This window comes from Protofrankia coriariae (genome assembly GCF_001017755.1).
Lineage (GTDB): Bacteria > Actinomycetota > Actinomycetes > Frankiales > Frankiaceae > Protofrankia > Protofrankia coriariae.
Genome location: NZ_JWIO01000007.1, coordinates 5,271 through 20,311, shown reverse-complemented (window position 1 = coordinate 20,311; position 15,041 = coordinate 5,271). Strand labels below are relative to the sequence as shown.

Annotated in this window: 17 protein-coding genes and 4 pseudogenes; 9 read left to right on the top strand and 12 right to left on the bottom strand. The window is 69.0% G+C overall.

The genetic code is table 11. The features are described 5' to 3' along the window. Window positions 1–52 precede the first annotated feature (52 nt). Window positions 53–181: pseudogene (locus FrCorBMG51_RS34515) on the bottom strand (ABC transporter ATP-binding protein); the annotation flags it as partial. A 329-nt stretch (window positions 182–510) separates the two neighbouring features. Here FrCorBMG51_RS34515 and FrCorBMG51_RS33590 point away from each other — a divergent pair. After that, window positions 511–1,155, top strand: a complete 645-nt coding sequence (locus FrCorBMG51_RS33590) for a DUF4365 domain-containing protein (RefSeq protein WP_083730849.1) — start codon at window positions 511–513, stop codon at window positions 1,153–1,155. After that, a complete protein-coding gene (locus FrCorBMG51_RS27965) occupies window positions 1,104–1,385 on the top strand; it encodes a hypothetical protein (protein ID WP_047222218.1) in 282 nt (93 codons plus the stop codon). The genes FrCorBMG51_RS33590 and FrCorBMG51_RS27965 overlap by 52 nt, the downstream gene beginning before the upstream one ends. Window positions 1,386–1,433: 48 nt before the next feature. On the opposite strand, the gene FrCorBMG51_RS06580 is transcribed toward FrCorBMG51_RS27965, so the two are convergent. The 3 genes from FrCorBMG51_RS06580 to FrCorBMG51_RS06570 form a co-directional block, all read right to left on the bottom strand. Further along, window positions 1,434–1,961, bottom strand: coding sequence for a MerR family transcriptional regulator (locus FrCorBMG51_RS06580; RefSeq protein WP_235433372.1), 528 nt, complete (start codon window positions 1,959–1,961; stop codon window positions 1,434–1,436). A gap of 37 nt (window positions 1,962–1,998) precedes the next feature. Beyond that, on the bottom strand, window positions 1,999–3,054 hold the full coding sequence (locus FrCorBMG51_RS06575) for an NADP-dependent oxidoreductase (RefSeq protein ID WP_175648290.1): 1,056 nt from the start codon (window positions 3,052–3,054) through the stop codon (window positions 1,999–2,001). Window positions 3,055–3,278: 224 nt separating this feature from the next. After that, on the bottom strand, window positions 3,279–3,929 hold the full coding sequence (locus tag FrCorBMG51_RS06570; protein WP_200902358.1) for a formylglycine-generating enzyme family protein: 651 nt from the start codon (window positions 3,927–3,929) through the stop codon (window positions 3,279–3,281). Between the two features lie 295 nt (window positions 3,930–4,224). Here FrCorBMG51_RS06570 and FrCorBMG51_RS30725 point away from each other — a divergent pair. Next, window positions 4,225–4,488 (top strand): annotated as a pseudogene (locus FrCorBMG51_RS30725) (IS5/IS1182 family transposase); the annotation flags it as partial. Window positions 4,489–5,014: 526 nt separating this feature from the next. Here FrCorBMG51_RS30725 and hepT read toward each other — a convergent pair. The 4 genes from hepT to FrCorBMG51_RS06545 form a co-directional block, all read right to left on the bottom strand. Beyond that, window positions 5,015–5,437 (bottom strand): type VII toxin-antitoxin system HepT family RNase toxin, encoded by a 423-nt coding sequence (gene hepT, locus FrCorBMG51_RS06560; RefSeq protein WP_047222215.1) that lies wholly within the window; start codon window positions 5,435–5,437, stop codon window positions 5,015–5,017. A 3-nt stretch (window positions 5,438–5,440) separates the two neighbouring features. Beyond that, window positions 5,441–5,833, bottom strand: a complete 393-nt coding sequence (locus tag FrCorBMG51_RS06555; RefSeq protein WP_047222214.1) for a nucleotidyltransferase domain-containing protein — start codon at window positions 5,831–5,833, stop codon at window positions 5,441–5,443. 180 nt (window positions 5,834–6,013) lie between these two features. Beyond that, window positions 6,014–6,220 (bottom strand): flavodoxin, encoded by a 207-nt coding sequence (locus tag FrCorBMG51_RS06550; protein ID WP_235433371.1) that lies wholly within the window; start codon window positions 6,218–6,220, stop codon window positions 6,014–6,016. A 225-nt stretch (window positions 6,221–6,445) separates the two neighbouring features. Continuing rightward, complete coding sequence (locus FrCorBMG51_RS06545; protein WP_268760538.1) at window positions 6,446–6,889, bottom strand: SRPBCC family protein; 444 nt, start codon at window positions 6,887–6,889, stop codon at window positions 6,446–6,448. Window positions 6,890–7,115: 226 nt separating this feature from the next. Here FrCorBMG51_RS06545 and FrCorBMG51_RS06540 point away from each other — a divergent pair, with 226 nt between their 5' ends. Then, entirely contained in the window at window positions 7,116–7,304 is a 189-nt protein-coding gene (locus FrCorBMG51_RS06540; RefSeq protein ID WP_139342186.1) for a hypothetical protein, read from the top strand. Here FrCorBMG51_RS06540 and FrCorBMG51_RS06535 read toward each other — a convergent pair. Beyond that, on the bottom strand, window positions 7,273–7,914 hold the full coding sequence (locus FrCorBMG51_RS06535) for a TetR/AcrR family transcriptional regulator (protein ID WP_047222266.1): 642 nt from the start codon (window positions 7,912–7,914) through the stop codon (window positions 7,273–7,275). The genes FrCorBMG51_RS06540 and FrCorBMG51_RS06535 overlap by 32 nt on opposite strands. 76 nt (window positions 7,915–7,990) lie before the next feature. On the opposite strand from FrCorBMG51_RS06535, the gene FrCorBMG51_RS06530 reads away from it, so the two are divergent. From FrCorBMG51_RS06530 to FrCorBMG51_RS06515, 4 genes are all read left to right on the top strand, one after another. Then, complete coding sequence (locus FrCorBMG51_RS06530; RefSeq protein ID WP_047222210.1) at window positions 7,991–8,491, top strand: VOC family protein; 501 nt, start codon at window positions 7,991–7,993, stop codon at window positions 8,489–8,491. A gap of 72 nt (window positions 8,492–8,563) precedes the next feature. Next, window positions 8,564–9,604 carry a glutathione synthase gene (gene gshB / locus FrCorBMG51_RS06525; protein ID WP_235433369.1) on the top strand — a complete coding sequence of 347 codons (1,041 nt, stop codon included), beginning with the start codon at window positions 8,564–8,566 and terminating at the stop codon, window positions 9,602–9,604. Window positions 9,605–9,619: 15 nt separating this feature from the next. Next, the gene (locus FrCorBMG51_RS06520) at window positions 9,620–10,009 is read left to right on the top strand and encodes an MAPEG family protein (protein WP_052914420.1); all 390 of its coding nucleotides are present in this window, start codon (window positions 9,620–9,622) and stop codon (window positions 10,007–10,009) included. Further along, entirely contained in the window at window positions 10,006–11,673 is a 1,668-nt protein-coding gene (locus FrCorBMG51_RS06515; RefSeq protein WP_052914418.1) for an MFS transporter, read from the top strand. Before FrCorBMG51_RS06520 ends, FrCorBMG51_RS06515 begins: the two co-directional genes overlap by 4 nt. Here FrCorBMG51_RS06515 and FrCorBMG51_RS06510 read toward each other — a convergent pair. Beyond that, a complete protein-coding gene (locus tag FrCorBMG51_RS06510) occupies window positions 11,575–12,036 on the bottom strand; it encodes a flavodoxin family protein (protein WP_047222209.1) in 462 nt (153 codons plus the stop codon). The genes FrCorBMG51_RS06515 and FrCorBMG51_RS06510 overlap by 99 nt on opposite strands. 53 nt (window positions 12,037–12,089) lie before the next feature. On the opposite strand from FrCorBMG51_RS06510, the pseudogene FrCorBMG51_RS33585 reads away from it, so the two are divergent. After that, window positions 12,090–13,109, top strand: a pseudogene (locus tag FrCorBMG51_RS33585) (EamA family transporter); the annotation flags it as partial. A 169-nt stretch (window positions 13,110–13,278) separates the two neighbouring features. On the opposite strand, the gene FrCorBMG51_RS30720 reads toward FrCorBMG51_RS33585, so the two are convergent. Both FrCorBMG51_RS30720 and FrCorBMG51_RS29395 read right to left on the bottom strand, forming a co-directional pair. After that, entirely contained in the window at window positions 13,279–14,490 is a 1,212-nt protein-coding gene (locus FrCorBMG51_RS30720; protein WP_235433368.1) for a sucrase ferredoxin, read from the bottom strand. A gap of 273 nt (window positions 14,491–14,763) precedes the next feature. Next, window positions 14,764–15,041: pseudogene (locus tag FrCorBMG51_RS29395) on the bottom strand (hypothetical protein); the annotation flags it as partial.

The following is a 15,041-nucleotide window of genomic DNA, read 5'->3' as shown; positions in this document are numbered from 1 at the left end:
CGGCGCCGGCCGCCGGCGCGTCGAGACCGGCGAGGATCCGCAGCAGACTGGACTTACCGGCCCCGTTCGGCCCGACCAGCCCGACCCGCTCCGCCGGCCCGACGACCAGGTCAAGATCGTCGAACAGGTTCCGGCCACCGCGAGCAGCCGCAACCCCCTTGGCAACAAGCGTCGCGCTCATCCCACCGACCACCTCCCAGGCATCATCCAACCAGCGCCAGGCCGAGATCTTCGATCCATGGACGACGGATCGAGGACCTCGGATGAATCACAGGGCTGAACGGCTGCTCTCCCACGTGGGCACGGCCATCCCGGATACCCGTGGCGCGGCCAAGATCCCGCGCACTCGCAGTAACCACAGTCGAGATCCAGCGAGCGCTGGACACACCGCGCATGCGGAACGACCGGACCACTGGGAGCAGACGGGTCCGTATAGAACCCAAAAGAGCGCCGGGTCACGGTACGTTATTCCCGGATCTCTCCTCACGCTAAAGTGGGGCGGGACGACCCATGCAGAGCGAGCCTGTCGGGGGAGCCGCGATGCCGGTCAACAAAAATCGGGTCACCAAGCGGGCTGCGATTCACGCGTTCACCGGACTGATGGAGCGCCACGAACACATGATCCAGAAGATCGACGGCGACAACGACCACGGCGAGGATCTCTACGTTTCGTTCGTGGAGAACCTGGAACGGACCGGGAACACCGTATGGATACAAGTCAAGGGTGGTCGTTCGTACAGGACCGGATCAGGCTATCATGTTCCAACAGAAAACCACAGGGAATACTGGAGCAGGAGTAACGCCCCGGTTTTCTGCGTGGTCCACGATCCCGAGACGGACGAGCTGTTCTGTACGAACGCGAGCGCACAGCTTCGGAAGTCGAAACGGCCGGGCAGGGAAATCGCCAGCGTCCAGCTGACCAAGGACGAGGTCCTGAACGACCGACAGTCGGTTCGTTCGTTCGTCAGACACGTCAGTATATCGCCGAAGCCCTCTGGCTGGCGGTGTGCTTCGAGGCCAGTGCATGGACACGTAGCCCCTCGCCCCGCCGGCCCGAAGAAGAGCACCGGATCAGCCCCGTCATCTACACCGCCCGCCAGGAAATGGACGTCACCAACAGGAAGTGGCGCGCGAAACCGGGCGTCGACGCCCTGATGGAGGAGCTCAGGAGACTCGGTTACGAGTACTGGGAACAAATATATGATCATCATGCCACCGGTGACCCGAAGGAGCGGACGCCCCGCGGGAGAGAAGACGTCTGGGATGACCTGAAAGGTGTAACGAAGAGCCTCAAGGCCCTTGGCGTTCCGGGGTACTACATAATGGGTAATCGTGGCCGCCTTACCCGCGGCGATGTCGAACGGATTATGGCCGAGGTCTCATGAAGTTCGGCACGGTACGGTGGTGCGCTGTCAGCGAATGGCCAGAAATCCTCATCGTCTGACGTTCTCCAGTGTGGTACGTACCAGGTCGGCTGTAAGCGCGGGCATGTTCGTCTCGGCCACAGCGACCACACCATCCTCCTCGTCCACCAGCGTCATCACTGCCGGTGCCGAAGAGCTGTCGCTCGCAACAGTCACTCTATCATCACCCAGGGTGTTCTCTGTCAACTCGGGGAGACGGCCCGCCAACCGGTTTCGGAGCTGGGTCAGGGCGGCGATGCGTTCGTCGAGTGAGGCGAGACGGCGAGCGGCGACTGCCAGCGCGTCCTCGCACATGGGTGCTGGACGAAAACGGTCTGGTAACGGGCGGTCGAGAAAGCCGAGAAAGGAGCGGGTGTCCCGCACCGTGAACCCGCTCGCGAGCAGTTTGCGGATGTTGTCTATCCGCGTGACATCCGTGCTGTCATAGAGCCGGTAGCCGCTGGGGGCACGCCGTGGGCTGAGCAGTCCCTGCTCCTCGTAGTACCGCAGCGTGCGCGTGGTCGTACCGGCCACGCGGGCCAGTTCACCGATCCGCATGGCTCCCACCTCCACGGGTAACCGTAGCCGGGCGGGTCTACCGCGACAGCCGGACGACGACCTTGCCGGTGTACGCGCCACCCAGCATGTCGGTGAAGGCCCGGGGAGCGTTCTCCAGGCCGTCGACGACGGTCTCGTCGAGGTGGAGGCGTCCCTGCCGGAGCCATTCGGCAACCTCGGCCCGGACCTGGTCCGTCCGGCTCAGATGGTCACTCGTGAGGAATCCCCGCAGCCTGAGCCGCTTGGCGATCGCGAGGACCAGGTTCGACGGCCCGGCCGCGCCGGCACCGCCGTTCTGCGACGCGAGCGCTCCGCACAGCGCGATCCGGCCGTGCGGGTTCATCACCTCGATCGCAGCCTCGAGCTGCGGGCCGCCGGTGTTGTCGAAGTACACGTCGACGCCGCCGGGAGCGGCCTGCCGGAGCCGGTCGGCGAGCTGGCCGTCGTGGTGGTCGAACGCGGCGTCGAAACCGAGTTCCTCGACCAGGTGGGCGGCCTTGGCCGGCGAGCCGGCGCTGCCGACGACCCGGCCGGCACCCTTCAGCCGGGCGATCTGGCCGGCAAGGCCACCCACCGCGCCGGCGGCTCCCGAGACGAAGACGGTGTCCCCGGCGGCCAGCCCGGCAACGTCGACCAGCCCGGCCCACGCCGTCAGGTACGGCGCGAGATGCACGGACAGCGTCGGGAAGACCCGGCTGTCGACCCGGCGGAACCGCGCCGCGTCGGCGACCGCGTACTCTCGCCACCCCATGCCATGGTGAACCAGATCGCCGACGGCGAGATCCGGACTGGCGCTGAGAACGACCTCCCCGACGGCGTCCCCGTCCATCACCGCGCCCACCGCGTACAGCGGAATCGGCACACCGACGTCACTCATCCGTAGCCGCGCTCCCGCGTCCAGGGACAGGAACAGATTGCGCACGAGCACCTGCCCCGGCGACGGCCGCGGGACCGTCGTCTTCACGAGGGCGAAGTCAGCGGGAGTGGGCGTCCCAACGGGACGGGCGGCCAGGTGCACCTGCCAACCGACGCTGTCCCCGGCGAGAGCCGGCGGCTGGTCCGAAGCAACGGATGACGACTGGAATCCGGTCATGCCGCCGGACGCTAAACCCTGACGCGGACGTGAAGGTCAACCCTTTCCGCCAGCTTCCGTCATGTGGCCGCACCCGGGGTAACTCCGGCCACGCCACTCATCCAGCACGCGCCCGGGCCACAGCGCTGGCGACGCTGACCGGGGCAATACGACTCGGATCGCTGTGACGGCACTGCCCGCAGACCCCGGCGGGGCGTCCAGCGATCGAGGCAAAGACGCGTGCGTCAGTGAGGAACGGACCGAGCGATGCGGAATCCTGTGTCGTCGACCTGGAAGTTCGGATGGCTGCGGCGGCGCACGGACGCCCGGCAGCTCCAGTGCTGGTCGAACCACCCTCCGCCACGCAACACCCGGTACGTGCCGTAAACCTTGATGTCGTACGTGTCCCAGCACCAGTCCCAGACGTTGCCCAGCATGTCGTACAGGCCCCACGGGTTGGGCTGTTTGCCACCCACTTCGTGGATTCGCTCGTCCGAGTTGGCGCGGTACCAGGCGATGTCGTCGAGCAGTCCATACCGTGGGCCTGTCGTGCCGGCACGACAGGCGTGTTCCCACTCGGCCTCGGTCGGCAGCCGGTACCCGTCCGCCGAGGGGTCCCATTCGACATCCTCGCTGCCAGCACGGATGTCGTACGCGGGCGCCAGCCCCTCGTGTTGTGACATCGCATTGCAGAACCGGACAGCGTCCCACCAGGAAACGCCCTCGACGGGCAGCCGGTCCCCCCGGGCAGTACCTGGCCGCCCACCGGTGACCTGTACGTACTGCGCCCGGGTGACCGGAAACGCGGCGAGATGGTATGGCGCGAGCTCGACGGACCACCTCCGCCGCGTTCGCCGGTCCGACAGCGTCACCCGCCCGGCCGGGACAGCGATCATCGCGTCTTCCACGCCCGCCTTCATGGCCATGATCCTAACGAGTCCATCGCAACGACGGACCGTGCCTGCGACAGACAGATGGAGGGCGAAGGTGAGCGCGGCGGGGGCCATCACCCGGCCATCGAGCGAATCATCCATCCAGCCGTTGACAGCGCGACCAGGCGCAGGGCTCGCCGGGGACCGGTGACGATCTCGGAGATCACCGGTGTCCGCCGTCATCGTTGCGCTGACCGCTGCGGCTGATCCGCGGCACGACCTGCTGGACCGGCCCGGTCAAGGCCGACGGGCGACGGCCGACGGCGACGGATCAGCCGCCGGCCGCGGCCACATCTCGGTCACAGCAGCCGTGCCGTTCACGACACCGAAGGGCGGGTCGCTCACCGACGACCGGAAGAAGCACAACAGGATCCACAACGCCCCGCGGGCCGTCGGCGAACGCGCGAACGCCATCCTGAAGCATCTCAAGGCGCTCCAGAAGGCCAGCCTCGGCTCCTGGAAGATCGGCCTCATAGCCAAGGCAGCCCTCGTGCTTATCCACACCGAACACCGCCGTACCACCCAGAGCGCCGGTCAAGTAGCGCGGTTCCCCTCCACAACCAGCCGTACAGGCCATGATCCAGGCGAGTTTGTCGTTGTGTACGCTTTTTGGCCGCAAAAGCGTACACAACGACAAACTCGCGCCGATCTTCTCCGGTGGCCAGCACCCCTCGAAGCGTGCCACCGCTCGCGGGGATACGTATGGTTACCTGACCGGCGCTCCAGACAGCCACCGCAAGGACAACACACTGGAGATCGCTCAGCATCACCGCTCGCTACGCGAAAAGGTTCCGTGCGTGTCTCGTGGATGTTGACTGTCCGGTCGGGCGGCCGGCTCCTCCGGATGCCGACCTTGCGTATATAGATCACTATTTACCGCAGATCACGGGTACAGCGTTCGCGCTACTTCTGGTCGCAGAAGTGCCCGAAACTCGGGTGCATCAGTTAGCTACAGTACGTGACAATGAGGTTGGCCTCCACGTCCAGCGGAACCCGGTTGTCCTGTGCCGTCGTCAGGGGTCGGACCGCGATCGCGCCTGGGCCCCCGGCTACGCCTCCGCGGCAGACACGTACGCCGCTATTTCCCGGACGAATTCGTCAAGGTCGTCAAGGGCATTCAGCCGAGCAACGACGATCTCATCGTTGACGTCGATGTAGTCGTGGACGAGGACGTTCCTGAAGCCGACGGCCTTGCGGAGCGACAGCGCGAGCGCAGGGGCCAGTGCTCCATGGACGCCAAGGAGCCGGACCGCGTCGCCGTTGTCCGCCGGCGGTCCCCAGCCCTGCGTCGCACAGATGTGCTGCGCGACGTCGACGCAGGCCTCGATCGCTGTCACGAAGGTGTACTTCACCCCGCGCAGCCAGATCGGGTCCGCGCGGCGCTCGTCGTTGGCGTCCGACTCGCGGCGGAGCACGGACAGGTCGTCGGTGATCGCGCGGAGCAGGCGTAGCACCCGAGCCTCGTCGACCACCTGCTATGCGCTCCGGTCCAGAAGAGCCGCGGCGAACTCGCGGTGCGCCCGAGTGATCCGCGGAAGTTCGTCGAAGTAGATCTTTCTGGTCATCGCCTCCCAGCGCACCCGCGCGGCCCGGTCGTCCTCGAAGAGCAGCCGCCCGCCGGCTGCGACCCTGCCCGCGAGCTCGAGCGGCGCGTTGTCGAGGACGAGGAGGTCGACGCCGGGTGGCAGGAGTATGTCGAAGGAGTTCGGAGGCCGCGGCCCGCCGAAGTAGGCGGCGATATCGATGTCCGATTCCGCCCGCTGGCACCCAACGGCGCGGCTGCCGTGCAGATAGGCGAACTGGGCGCCTGCCTGACGCAGCACGGCGACAGCGTCACGCGTCGCGATGCCAACGAGCGTCTCGTCCATGCCCCGATCCTCGCAGACACGACAACCGCGCGGCACTCGGCTTCGCCCGCGTCGTCGGTCCGCACCGGGCGGGCGACGGCGTCGTGGCCGATCAGGAGGATGGGCGTCTCGACGATGCTGTGGCTTCGGTCGATGCCGGATACCGCCCTGAATCTACCACAGTACGTCGGTTGGCTCACATCAGCCGAACATCAGTGATGCGGCCGCGGTGGCTCCGAGTTCCCAGCACGCCTCGCGAGCGGCGGCGTCCGCCTCGCCGATCATGGCCAGCGGGTCACGCAACCGCTTCCATCTCAGGCCGGTCGTGATGGTCTCGACGCCGCGGACCGCGCCCGTCGTGTCGGAGTTCCCGTGTACGTACAGCGTGTACGGCCGGCCGATGGTCACCTCAAGGCACGGGTAGTAGATCTGGTCGCAAAAGTAACATCAACAAGGGTAGTCGTCCGTCCTGGCACCCGCCAGCACCGATTCCAGCATCTCCTGCATCGTCGGTTAGGGCGTGTGGTGAACGATCAGGAGAGTCGGCATCGCGACCATGCTACGGCCCCGTCACACACCGCGCCGCCGCCGCGTCGGCGCCAGTCCCGTCGACGGGTGAGACCCGGTCCTCTGTCAGCCGCCGGCGTGGTGGGACTCGACGAGCTGGGCGAGGCCGGCCAGTGCCATCCGCGTGCCCGTCTCGTTGTCGGCGGCGGGGATACCGTCCGGAATCCCCTCATGGACGATCAGGACATCGGTCCCGCCGTCGGCATCGGTGAGCGTCGTCGTCATCACCATCCGGCCGGCGAACGCGGGGTCCGCCGTCTCGAACTCGAGCTCCTCGACCACCCGCTCGCCCGGAACGAGCCAGACGAAACGGCCGTGACAAGTGTCGGTGTTCGACGCCGATTTGCCGGCCTGGTCCGGCGCGTCGTAGGTGAGCGAGATCCGGAACGAGCCGCCCTCGCGAGGGTCGAACTCGTGCACCAGAGCGGTCATCCCGGCCGGCACCCGCCACCGCGCGATCGCGTCCGCGTCCAGAAGCGCCCGATACACCACCGCACGCGGAGCGTTCACATGCCGCGAGACCCGCGTCGAGTACACCCGACCAACCTACCCACACCATCCACCGTCCACCGTCCGGTTCCGGGTCCGGTCCAGTCACCGACCGGCGCCGACAGCGGAAGCATCGGTGACGATGACACCGCCGCGGGCGGCGCCTTAGTACTGAGTCGAAAATTACTCAGGGTGAGGCTCAGTATTAGCGGGTGTCTCGTGTGGCTCTCCAGGTACATATTTGATCATGGATGTGATGGAGAACAGCCTGGCGATACGGCTGGTCCCGGACGATCTGTGGGAGCTGGTCGAACCGCTGTTGCCACGGTTCGACACGCACCGCCAGGGCGGTGGGACCGCGCCGATCGCCGGCTCCCGGCTGCTTGGGGTTCGGCGCGGGCTGCTCACCTATCCGGCGTGGCCGCGGCGGCGATGAGGCGCTGCCAAGTGGCGCGTAGCCACGTTCGGTACTGGTCGATGGTCCAGCCGAGGGTTTCGCGGACCAGCAGATAAGTGTTGGCGTGCGCGAGCACGCCGGCGGTGTCACACAGCCAGTCGAGGTCGACGCCGGCGGGAAGTAGTCCGTCGTCGCGCAGCGCGGTGAAGAAAGAGCGCATCGAGTCTCGGGTCGCCGCGCGTCCGGCGCGGGCCGCGGCGGCGATGACGGGCTCGAGGGGTTCGGCCTGCTGCGCGACGGCGAACACGTCGCCGGCGCGGGCCATGAGCGCGGCGCTGCCGTCAGCGAGCAGGCCGATCCGTTCGTCGACGGTGGGCGCGACGAGCGCGGCCTGGTACCACTCACGGCTCTGCACGTCGAGGTCCTGAGTGTCACCGACGATGGCCACGTCGACGACGCGCCGCAGGAGATCGGCCTTGGTTCCGAAGCGCACGTAGACCGTGCGAGGCGCGACGCGGGCGGCGTCGGCGACCGCGGTGAGAGTGGTGGCCGCGTACCCGTCGCGGACGAACAGCTCGTGGGCGGCGGCCAGGATCCGCTCCTCGGTCTCCGCGACCCGGGCCGCCCGCAGGCCCTTGACATCACTCATCATGCGATGCAGTCTAACTGCAATGCAGTTGGACTGCATTTTTGCATCTGCGCTATACACAACTCGGAGGTCCGCCGTGACGAACACCGTCGCGCCAGAGCTCGACGGGGTGCATCACGTCAAGCTCCCGGTGAGCGACCTGGACCGCTCGCGTACCTGGTACGAGAGCCGTCTGGGCTACGAGATCAGCACCGAGTTCGTCGAGAACGGCGTCCTGATGGGGGTGGTCATGGTGCACCCCAATGGCGGGCCGGCCTTCGGCCTGCGGCTGGACCCGGAGCGAGCCGCCCGCGCGGCGGGCTTCGACTACTTCTCGATCGGTGTGCCGACCAAGGCGGCCCTCGAGGCGCTCGCGCGGCGGCTCACAGCACTGGGCGAAGCCCATGCCGGCGTGCACTTCGCCACGATCGGCTGGATTCTGCCCGGTGCCCATGACCCGGACGGTCACGAAGTCCGCTTCTACACCACCCAGGCGCACACCGACTGGACCGATCCCGAGATCGCCACCGTCGACGACGCGATCGTGACCGCCGCTCGCCGCGAGCAGGAGCACCGGTCCGACCAGGCGTCCGCGTAGTAGCGGCCGTCCCTCTGCTGGCCGCCGCCCGGCTGTCGGCTGAACCCGTACATCCCAAAGCAGGAGCAACCGATGACAACCACCGGGCCGCACCGGGCCCCGGTCGAGGCCGCGATGAACGTCGTCCTCGTCGTCGACGAGCTCGACCGGCTCGACCCGGCCACCGACACCAGCGTCGGGCTCATGCACGCGGCCCAGGACCGCGGCGCCGCCGTGCGGGTCACCACCCCTTCCGAGCTGTCCGTCGTGAAGGGGAAGCCGGGCGCGACCGCTCGGCAGCTGTGCCTCGCTCCGTCCCACCCGGCCGGCGGCTGTGCCTGGACCGTGCCCGATCCGTGGATGTCAGCCGGCCCACCCGAGCATGTCAATCTCGACGATGCCGACGCGATCTTCATGTGGGTCGAGCCGCCGCTCGACGCAGCCTATCTGGCCGCGACGTTCGTGCTCGACCTCGTCCATTCCACGCCGGTGGTCAACGACCCGCGCGGGCTGCGCGCCTGCAGCGAGCATCTGATGCCGCTGCGCTTTCCCGATCTGATTCCACCGACGCTGGTATCCGCCGACATCCGGGCCCTGTACGAGTTCGTCGCTGCGCAGCGGGTGGCCGTACTCAAGCCGGTCGACGGCTACGCGGGGCACGGCGTCTACCGGCTGGGCGTCGGCGACCCGAACCTGGCGTCGCTGCTGGAGACCGCGACCGCCGGCGGCACCCGGCTGGTCGTCGCCCAGCGCTACCTGCCCGAGGTCGATGACGGCAACAAGCGCGTCTTCGTCCTCGACGGCATCCCGGTGAGCGCCGTCTACCGATACCCGGCGGCGGGCGACTTCCGCATCGGCCAGCCCTCCGCGCAGGCCCCGCTCACGACCCGCGACAGGCACATCTGCGCGCGGCTGGCACCGGTTCTGGCCTCGTACGGAGTGCGAGTAGCGGGCCTCGACGTGATCGGCCCGCACCTGATCGAGGTGAACATCACCAGCCCGGGCGCGCTGCGCAAGGCCGACGCGCTGCTCGGCTGGTCGCTGTGCGCGGACGTCCTCGACCTCGCCCTTCACGACGCCGCCCCTCGTGACGCCGCCTTTTCTGACGCCCGTTTCCAGCGGAGGTTCGTATGACCATCGCCCTCGTGTGTGCCGCGGTGCTCGCCGCGCTCGTGTTCGGGCTGGGCGCCAACGTCACCCGGCTGCGCGCGGCGGCCGCCGGCCGCGGCGGGNGCCGGCCGCGGCGGGAGCCAGGCGCCCACCGACCCCTCCGACCCGCTGTTCATCGCGATCCGCGCGCACGGCAACGCCGCCGAGTACATCCCCACCCTGATCGTGCTGTCCCTGCTGGTCGGATCGCGAGCACCGGCATGGACGCTCGCCTTCGTGATCGGGGCCACCGCGGCTCGCCTGGCGCATGCCTGGGGCATGCTGGCCGCACGGTCATGGGCCGACGTGACCAGGCGGCGGACGGTCGGAGCGGCTGGAACCTACCTGTTCGGGCTGGCCCTCGCCGGGACCGTGCTGGCCACGCTGTGACGCCGGCGCTCCGGCTCTACCTCGTGGGCCAGTTACCATCTGTCGTCTGCTCGTGGGCGCAGGTCGTCGCCCTGTCCGTCGTGACCGTCCGGCTCGACCCCGCGATGCTCGGCTGGGTGGTGGCGACGCAGTTCCTGCCCAGCCTGCTGCTCGGCCCCTGGTTCGGAGCGGTGGCCGACCGGCGTGACCGGCGTGCGCTGCTCGTCGCCAGCGAAGCCGGCCTCGGCGTGGTCGCCAGCGGGTACGCGGTCGCCGAGTTCACGGGCACGCTGTCGGTGCCAGTGGTGCTCGCCATCGCCTTCGCGTGGGGTGTCCTCAACGCCTTGGACACACCGGCCCGGCAGGCGCTGATCCCCGCCCTGATGCCCGGCGCCGCCGCTCGGACCTCGGCGTCGTCCACCCTCGTGCTGCTCACCGGGATGACCGCCGGGTCCGCCCTCGGCGGATGGCTGGTCACGGTCCGCGGCCCGGGCTGGGTCTTCGGGCTCAACGCCGTTTCCTTCGCCGCCGACGTCGTCGTCCTGCTTGTCCTGGCCCAACTGGTGCCCGCGCCACCCCGGGTGCCCAGAACGCCGGGGCAGATCCGCGAAGGCATGCGCTATGTCGCCGCGACGCCGTCCTTGCGCGCCGCTCTCGGCGCGATGGCCGTCATCGGCACTCTCGCGATCACCTTCCAGGTATCCATCCCGCTGCTGATCACCGGCACCTTCGGCGGCGGCCCCGCGCAGGTCGGGCAGGCATTCACCGCCGTGTCCGCCGGATCCTTGGCCGGCGCGATCTGGGCCGCCGCTCGGCCGCCCCGACGCACCATCGCCGCGCCCGCCGCGGCGGCGCTCGCGGCGAGCCTGGGTGGCGTCGCGGCAGCGCCCCATCCGGTGGTCGCGTTGAGCATGCTCGCGGCGGTCGGAGTCGCCTGGTCGACCTACCTCACCTCGACCATCGGCGCCCTGCAGGGCGCCGATCCCCGTTACCTCGGCCGGGTGATGTCGTTGTTCTCCGTCGTGCTCGTCGGAAGCACGCCGGTGGGCGGGCCCATCACCACCGCCCTCGCCGCCGCGCTCACCCCACGGGCGCCGTTCATCGCCGGCACTGGCGCCGCACTCGCCGGATGCCTCCTGCTGTCGCTGCCGCATCGACCACCGCGGCACCGATCATGGCCACGCCGAGCAGCGCCGCCGGGCACGGCGGCCACGGCCACGGCCCAGCACTCGCAATCCGGTGGCGAAGGGTCAGGCCTCCAGCAGGCTGGCTGCGACGGTGGCTCCAAGGTCCCAGCGTGCCTCACGGGCCGCGGTGTCGATCACGCCGATCACCGGCAGGGGATCTACGTAGGCGCTTCCATTTTCAGGCTGGCGCGATGGTCTCCACGCGACGGATCGCGCCGGTCGTGTCGCTGGTGCCATGGACGTAGAGGGCGTACGGGCAACCAACCGTCGCTTCCAAGATCGAATAGTGGAAGCCGTCGAAGACAATGTGCCGAACCCTGGTCGCGACCCGTCGCTCTCCGCGACCACACGTCTGGCCGGACGGAACGCGCGGCCCATGCGGCAGGGCCCGCCGGTCAGCTACGGCATCAGACTCGCGGCCACCGTGGCCCCCAGCTCCCAGCACGCCTCTCGATCTTTCGCGCCCGGCGTGCCGATCACCGTTACGGGCTCACGTAACCGCTTCCACTTCAGACCGACGGCGATCGTCTCCACGCTGCGGACCGCGCCAGCGGTGTCGGAGTTGCCGTGGACGTACAAGGCGTACGGCCGACCGATAGTTGCTTCCAGGCAAGGGTAATAGGCTTGATCGAAGAAGTGTTTGAGGGCACCGGACATGTAGCCGATGTTCACTGGCGTGCCGAGCAGGTAGCCGTCGGCGGCCAGCACGTCGACGGCCGTGGCGGCAAGCGCTGGGCGGACGACGACGTCCACGCCCTCAATCGCGTCGTCGCGCGCCCCGGCGAGCACGGCCTCCAGCATCGCCTGCATCGTCGGCGACGGCGTGTGGTGGACAACCAGCAACATCGGCATCGCGCCGATCCTACGCGCCGCACTTCAGCCGAGCGGCTGATGATCAGCCCCGCAGAAGGCTCGTGTGCCGGCCAGCCAACGCGAACCCGAACGGCCCACCGACGCGCGGCCCGATCCCGGCCAATCGACAGTGGATTCAGAGGAGACATGACGTGGGGAAGCGTCCTGCTGCGCTGGTACGTCTGATCCGACGCTCGCCACGTGACAGTGATGCACCACGCGGCGACCTTCTTCACTCCCGGGTCGGGTTTCTCGCCGTCACCGTGGCGACCGTTCTGTGGGCGTTCGGAGCCAGCGTCGCCGGCAGGTTGTTCCATGCCGGAGTCACACCCCTCGAACTGGTGGAGGCACGGACCTACATCACCGCCGTGGGCCTCGGCCTGTTCAGTTATGTCTGGCACACCCGCGACGGCGATCGAGCGTCTGTCGGTGGAAACACTCCCCGGTTCGGGCACACCCTCATGTTCGGGCTGGCCGTCGGCACCGCCAATGCCGCCCTGTTCCTGGCTATCGCACGCCTGCCGGTCGCCATGGCCATCGTGCTACAGAACATGGCGCCCGCTCTCGTCGTCCTGTGGTCGTTGCTGACTCATCGCAAACGGCCAGCCGCGACAGTGCCGATCGCGCTGGCCGTGATGATCATCGGGGTGGCGTTCGTCGTCGACCTACCGGCAGCCGGAACCGGCCAGATCAGTCTGACCGGCCTCGCCTACGGCCTGCTTACCGCCGTCGCCGTCGCGTCGTTCTCCATCCTCGGCGAAAGTTCCAGCCGTGCCTACGGTGCCACCGCATCGATGGCCCGAGCCTTCACCGTCTCCACAGTCGCCTGGATGATCATCCAGGCCTCTCAGGGCTGGCCGCGTGTCCTTACCGACACTCGTCATCTGCCCGACGTCCTGCTCGTTGGCATTCTCGGCACCCTCGTGCCTTTCGTCCTGTTCTCCTGGGGGGTCGTCCGAGCAGGCTCCCAGGCAGCCTCCGCGGCCATTGCCCTCGAACCCGCCTTCGGCGCCGTAATCGCATGGCTGTGGCTCGGTCAGTCCCTCAACCTCCGTCAACTCGTCGGCGCGGCCGTTCTCATCGCGGCTGTCCTCCACCTGCAAACCCAAATGCCCCGTCCCGACGTCTCGCCTGCTGCTCAGCCCACCTCGACCAGAGCCGACCCAGGAGTTTTTCAGTACCGTCCGGGCATCGATCCGCGGTGGAAGGCACCGTATTTCGGTCTGACCGCCCACGGCGCTGGCGGGAAGCTCATGGTGCCGAATTTCCCGCTGGTGGAAAAGATCGGGCGGATGCCGACGAAATACCCTGAGTTCCGCGGGTCCGTCGCATCTCGATTGAGCGCAGGGACAGCTCGGGGCTGGTTTTTTCGGCGTGGTCCAGGGCTTCGCCGCAGAGCGGGACGGGGACGTTTCGGACCACCGCGACGGACGCGGTGGCTGTTGCGGCGCCGGTCGGTCCCTGCCAGGCCAGCTCCACCGTTGCCAGTCGGCCGTCGGCTACGACCTCGGTGCGGGAGGCGGTGAGCTCGTGGTCGAGCCAGCCCCAGCCGAAACGCTCGAACAGCTCCCGCTCGGCCACCTGTCCCCACTGGTCGAGCGCGGTGCTCCCCCGGTACCGTCCGCGCAGTTCGGCGGGGGTGTTGGCGCGCCGCACGATCCCGTCGAGGGTCGGGGCGTCGAGGAAGCCCCAGGCCCGCCCGTCCGGGAAGGTGAAACCGGTCGGAGCGAACCGGTGGCCGCCGGTGTGGCTGCACCGCCGGACCCGCACGCCGGGCCAGGCCGACGCCACGTCGAGATGCAGACGGGTGCCGATCCGGCCGCAGCAGCGGTCCCGCTGGCCATGGCCGCACAGCAGGACCTCGACGGGGGCGGGCCGGGCCGACGCCCACTCGCCAGGACCCGGGTCGGGGTCGAGCCCTGGGCCTGCGCCGGGCTCGGAACCATGGCCGGGGCCCGGCCGCACACCGGGGTCACGGCCACGATCGAGGCCACGTCCACGGTTGGGATCGACGCCGAGGCCGCGGCCGAGATCGAGGCTGGGGGCACGGTCGAGGAGGCCGAGGATTCTCTCGGTGAGACGATCCCGGGGGACGACGTGGTCGCTGCCCTGGAAACCGTTGGAGTTCCGGCGGCGCCAGAGTGTCACCCGGACGCCGGGCCGTCCTCCGTCACGATCGGTACCGGCGTCCGTCTCCACCGTGGCCGCGGTCCGGCTGTCGGCGGCCGTGACGGGCTCGTCGGCCGGCGCGACGGCGAGCAGTCGGACCCCCGGTGGCAGGCCGCGCATGACGTCGGCGAAGGTCGGTATGTCGCCGACGTCCCGTGGCCATGGTGGCGGCGTCTCGACGAGCACGAAGGTGTCGCACACCAGGGCGGAGCCGATCGGGTCGACACCCTGCTCCCACGTCCACTCGGAGCAGCGCACCGACAGCGCCGAGGACTCCGTTCCGACACTGGTCACCGTGCGTCCTGTCCTTGCGGCATCTGTGACCTCCGGCAGCGTGAACAGCGGTACGAACGCAGCACGGCCGCGCCGCTGTCGACTCGCCGCCCGTCCTGCTCCGGCGGGTCCGGCAGGTTCGGCGACCATGAGGACGCGTACGGTCGCTCCTGGGCGAAACGGCCACCGGTCACCTGGGCGGCGCTGCCACCTGTCCGGCCACCGTACCCGCCACAGCGCCCCTACCTGCCGCAACGCCCCTACCTGCCGCAACGTCTCTGCTCAGGCTCCCTGTCAGGGGCCGACCGCCTGGGTGGGCACCGGCACACCGGTCGACGGCGTCGGCGTGACCGGCGGCGGTGGCGGTGGCTGCTCGGTGTGAACAGGCGGCGGCTGAACGGACGGCGGCTGAACGGACGGGCCGGTCCGCGGCGGCGACGGCTGTGCCGTAACGCCGGTCGTGGCCACCGCCGTCGGCCGGGTGACGCGGGGCGGGAGCACCTTGGGCACGGGCGGCAGGGAGCGCGACCCGCCGTCGGCGGTGGTCCCGGCGGCGGCCGGCCCCTCGCCGG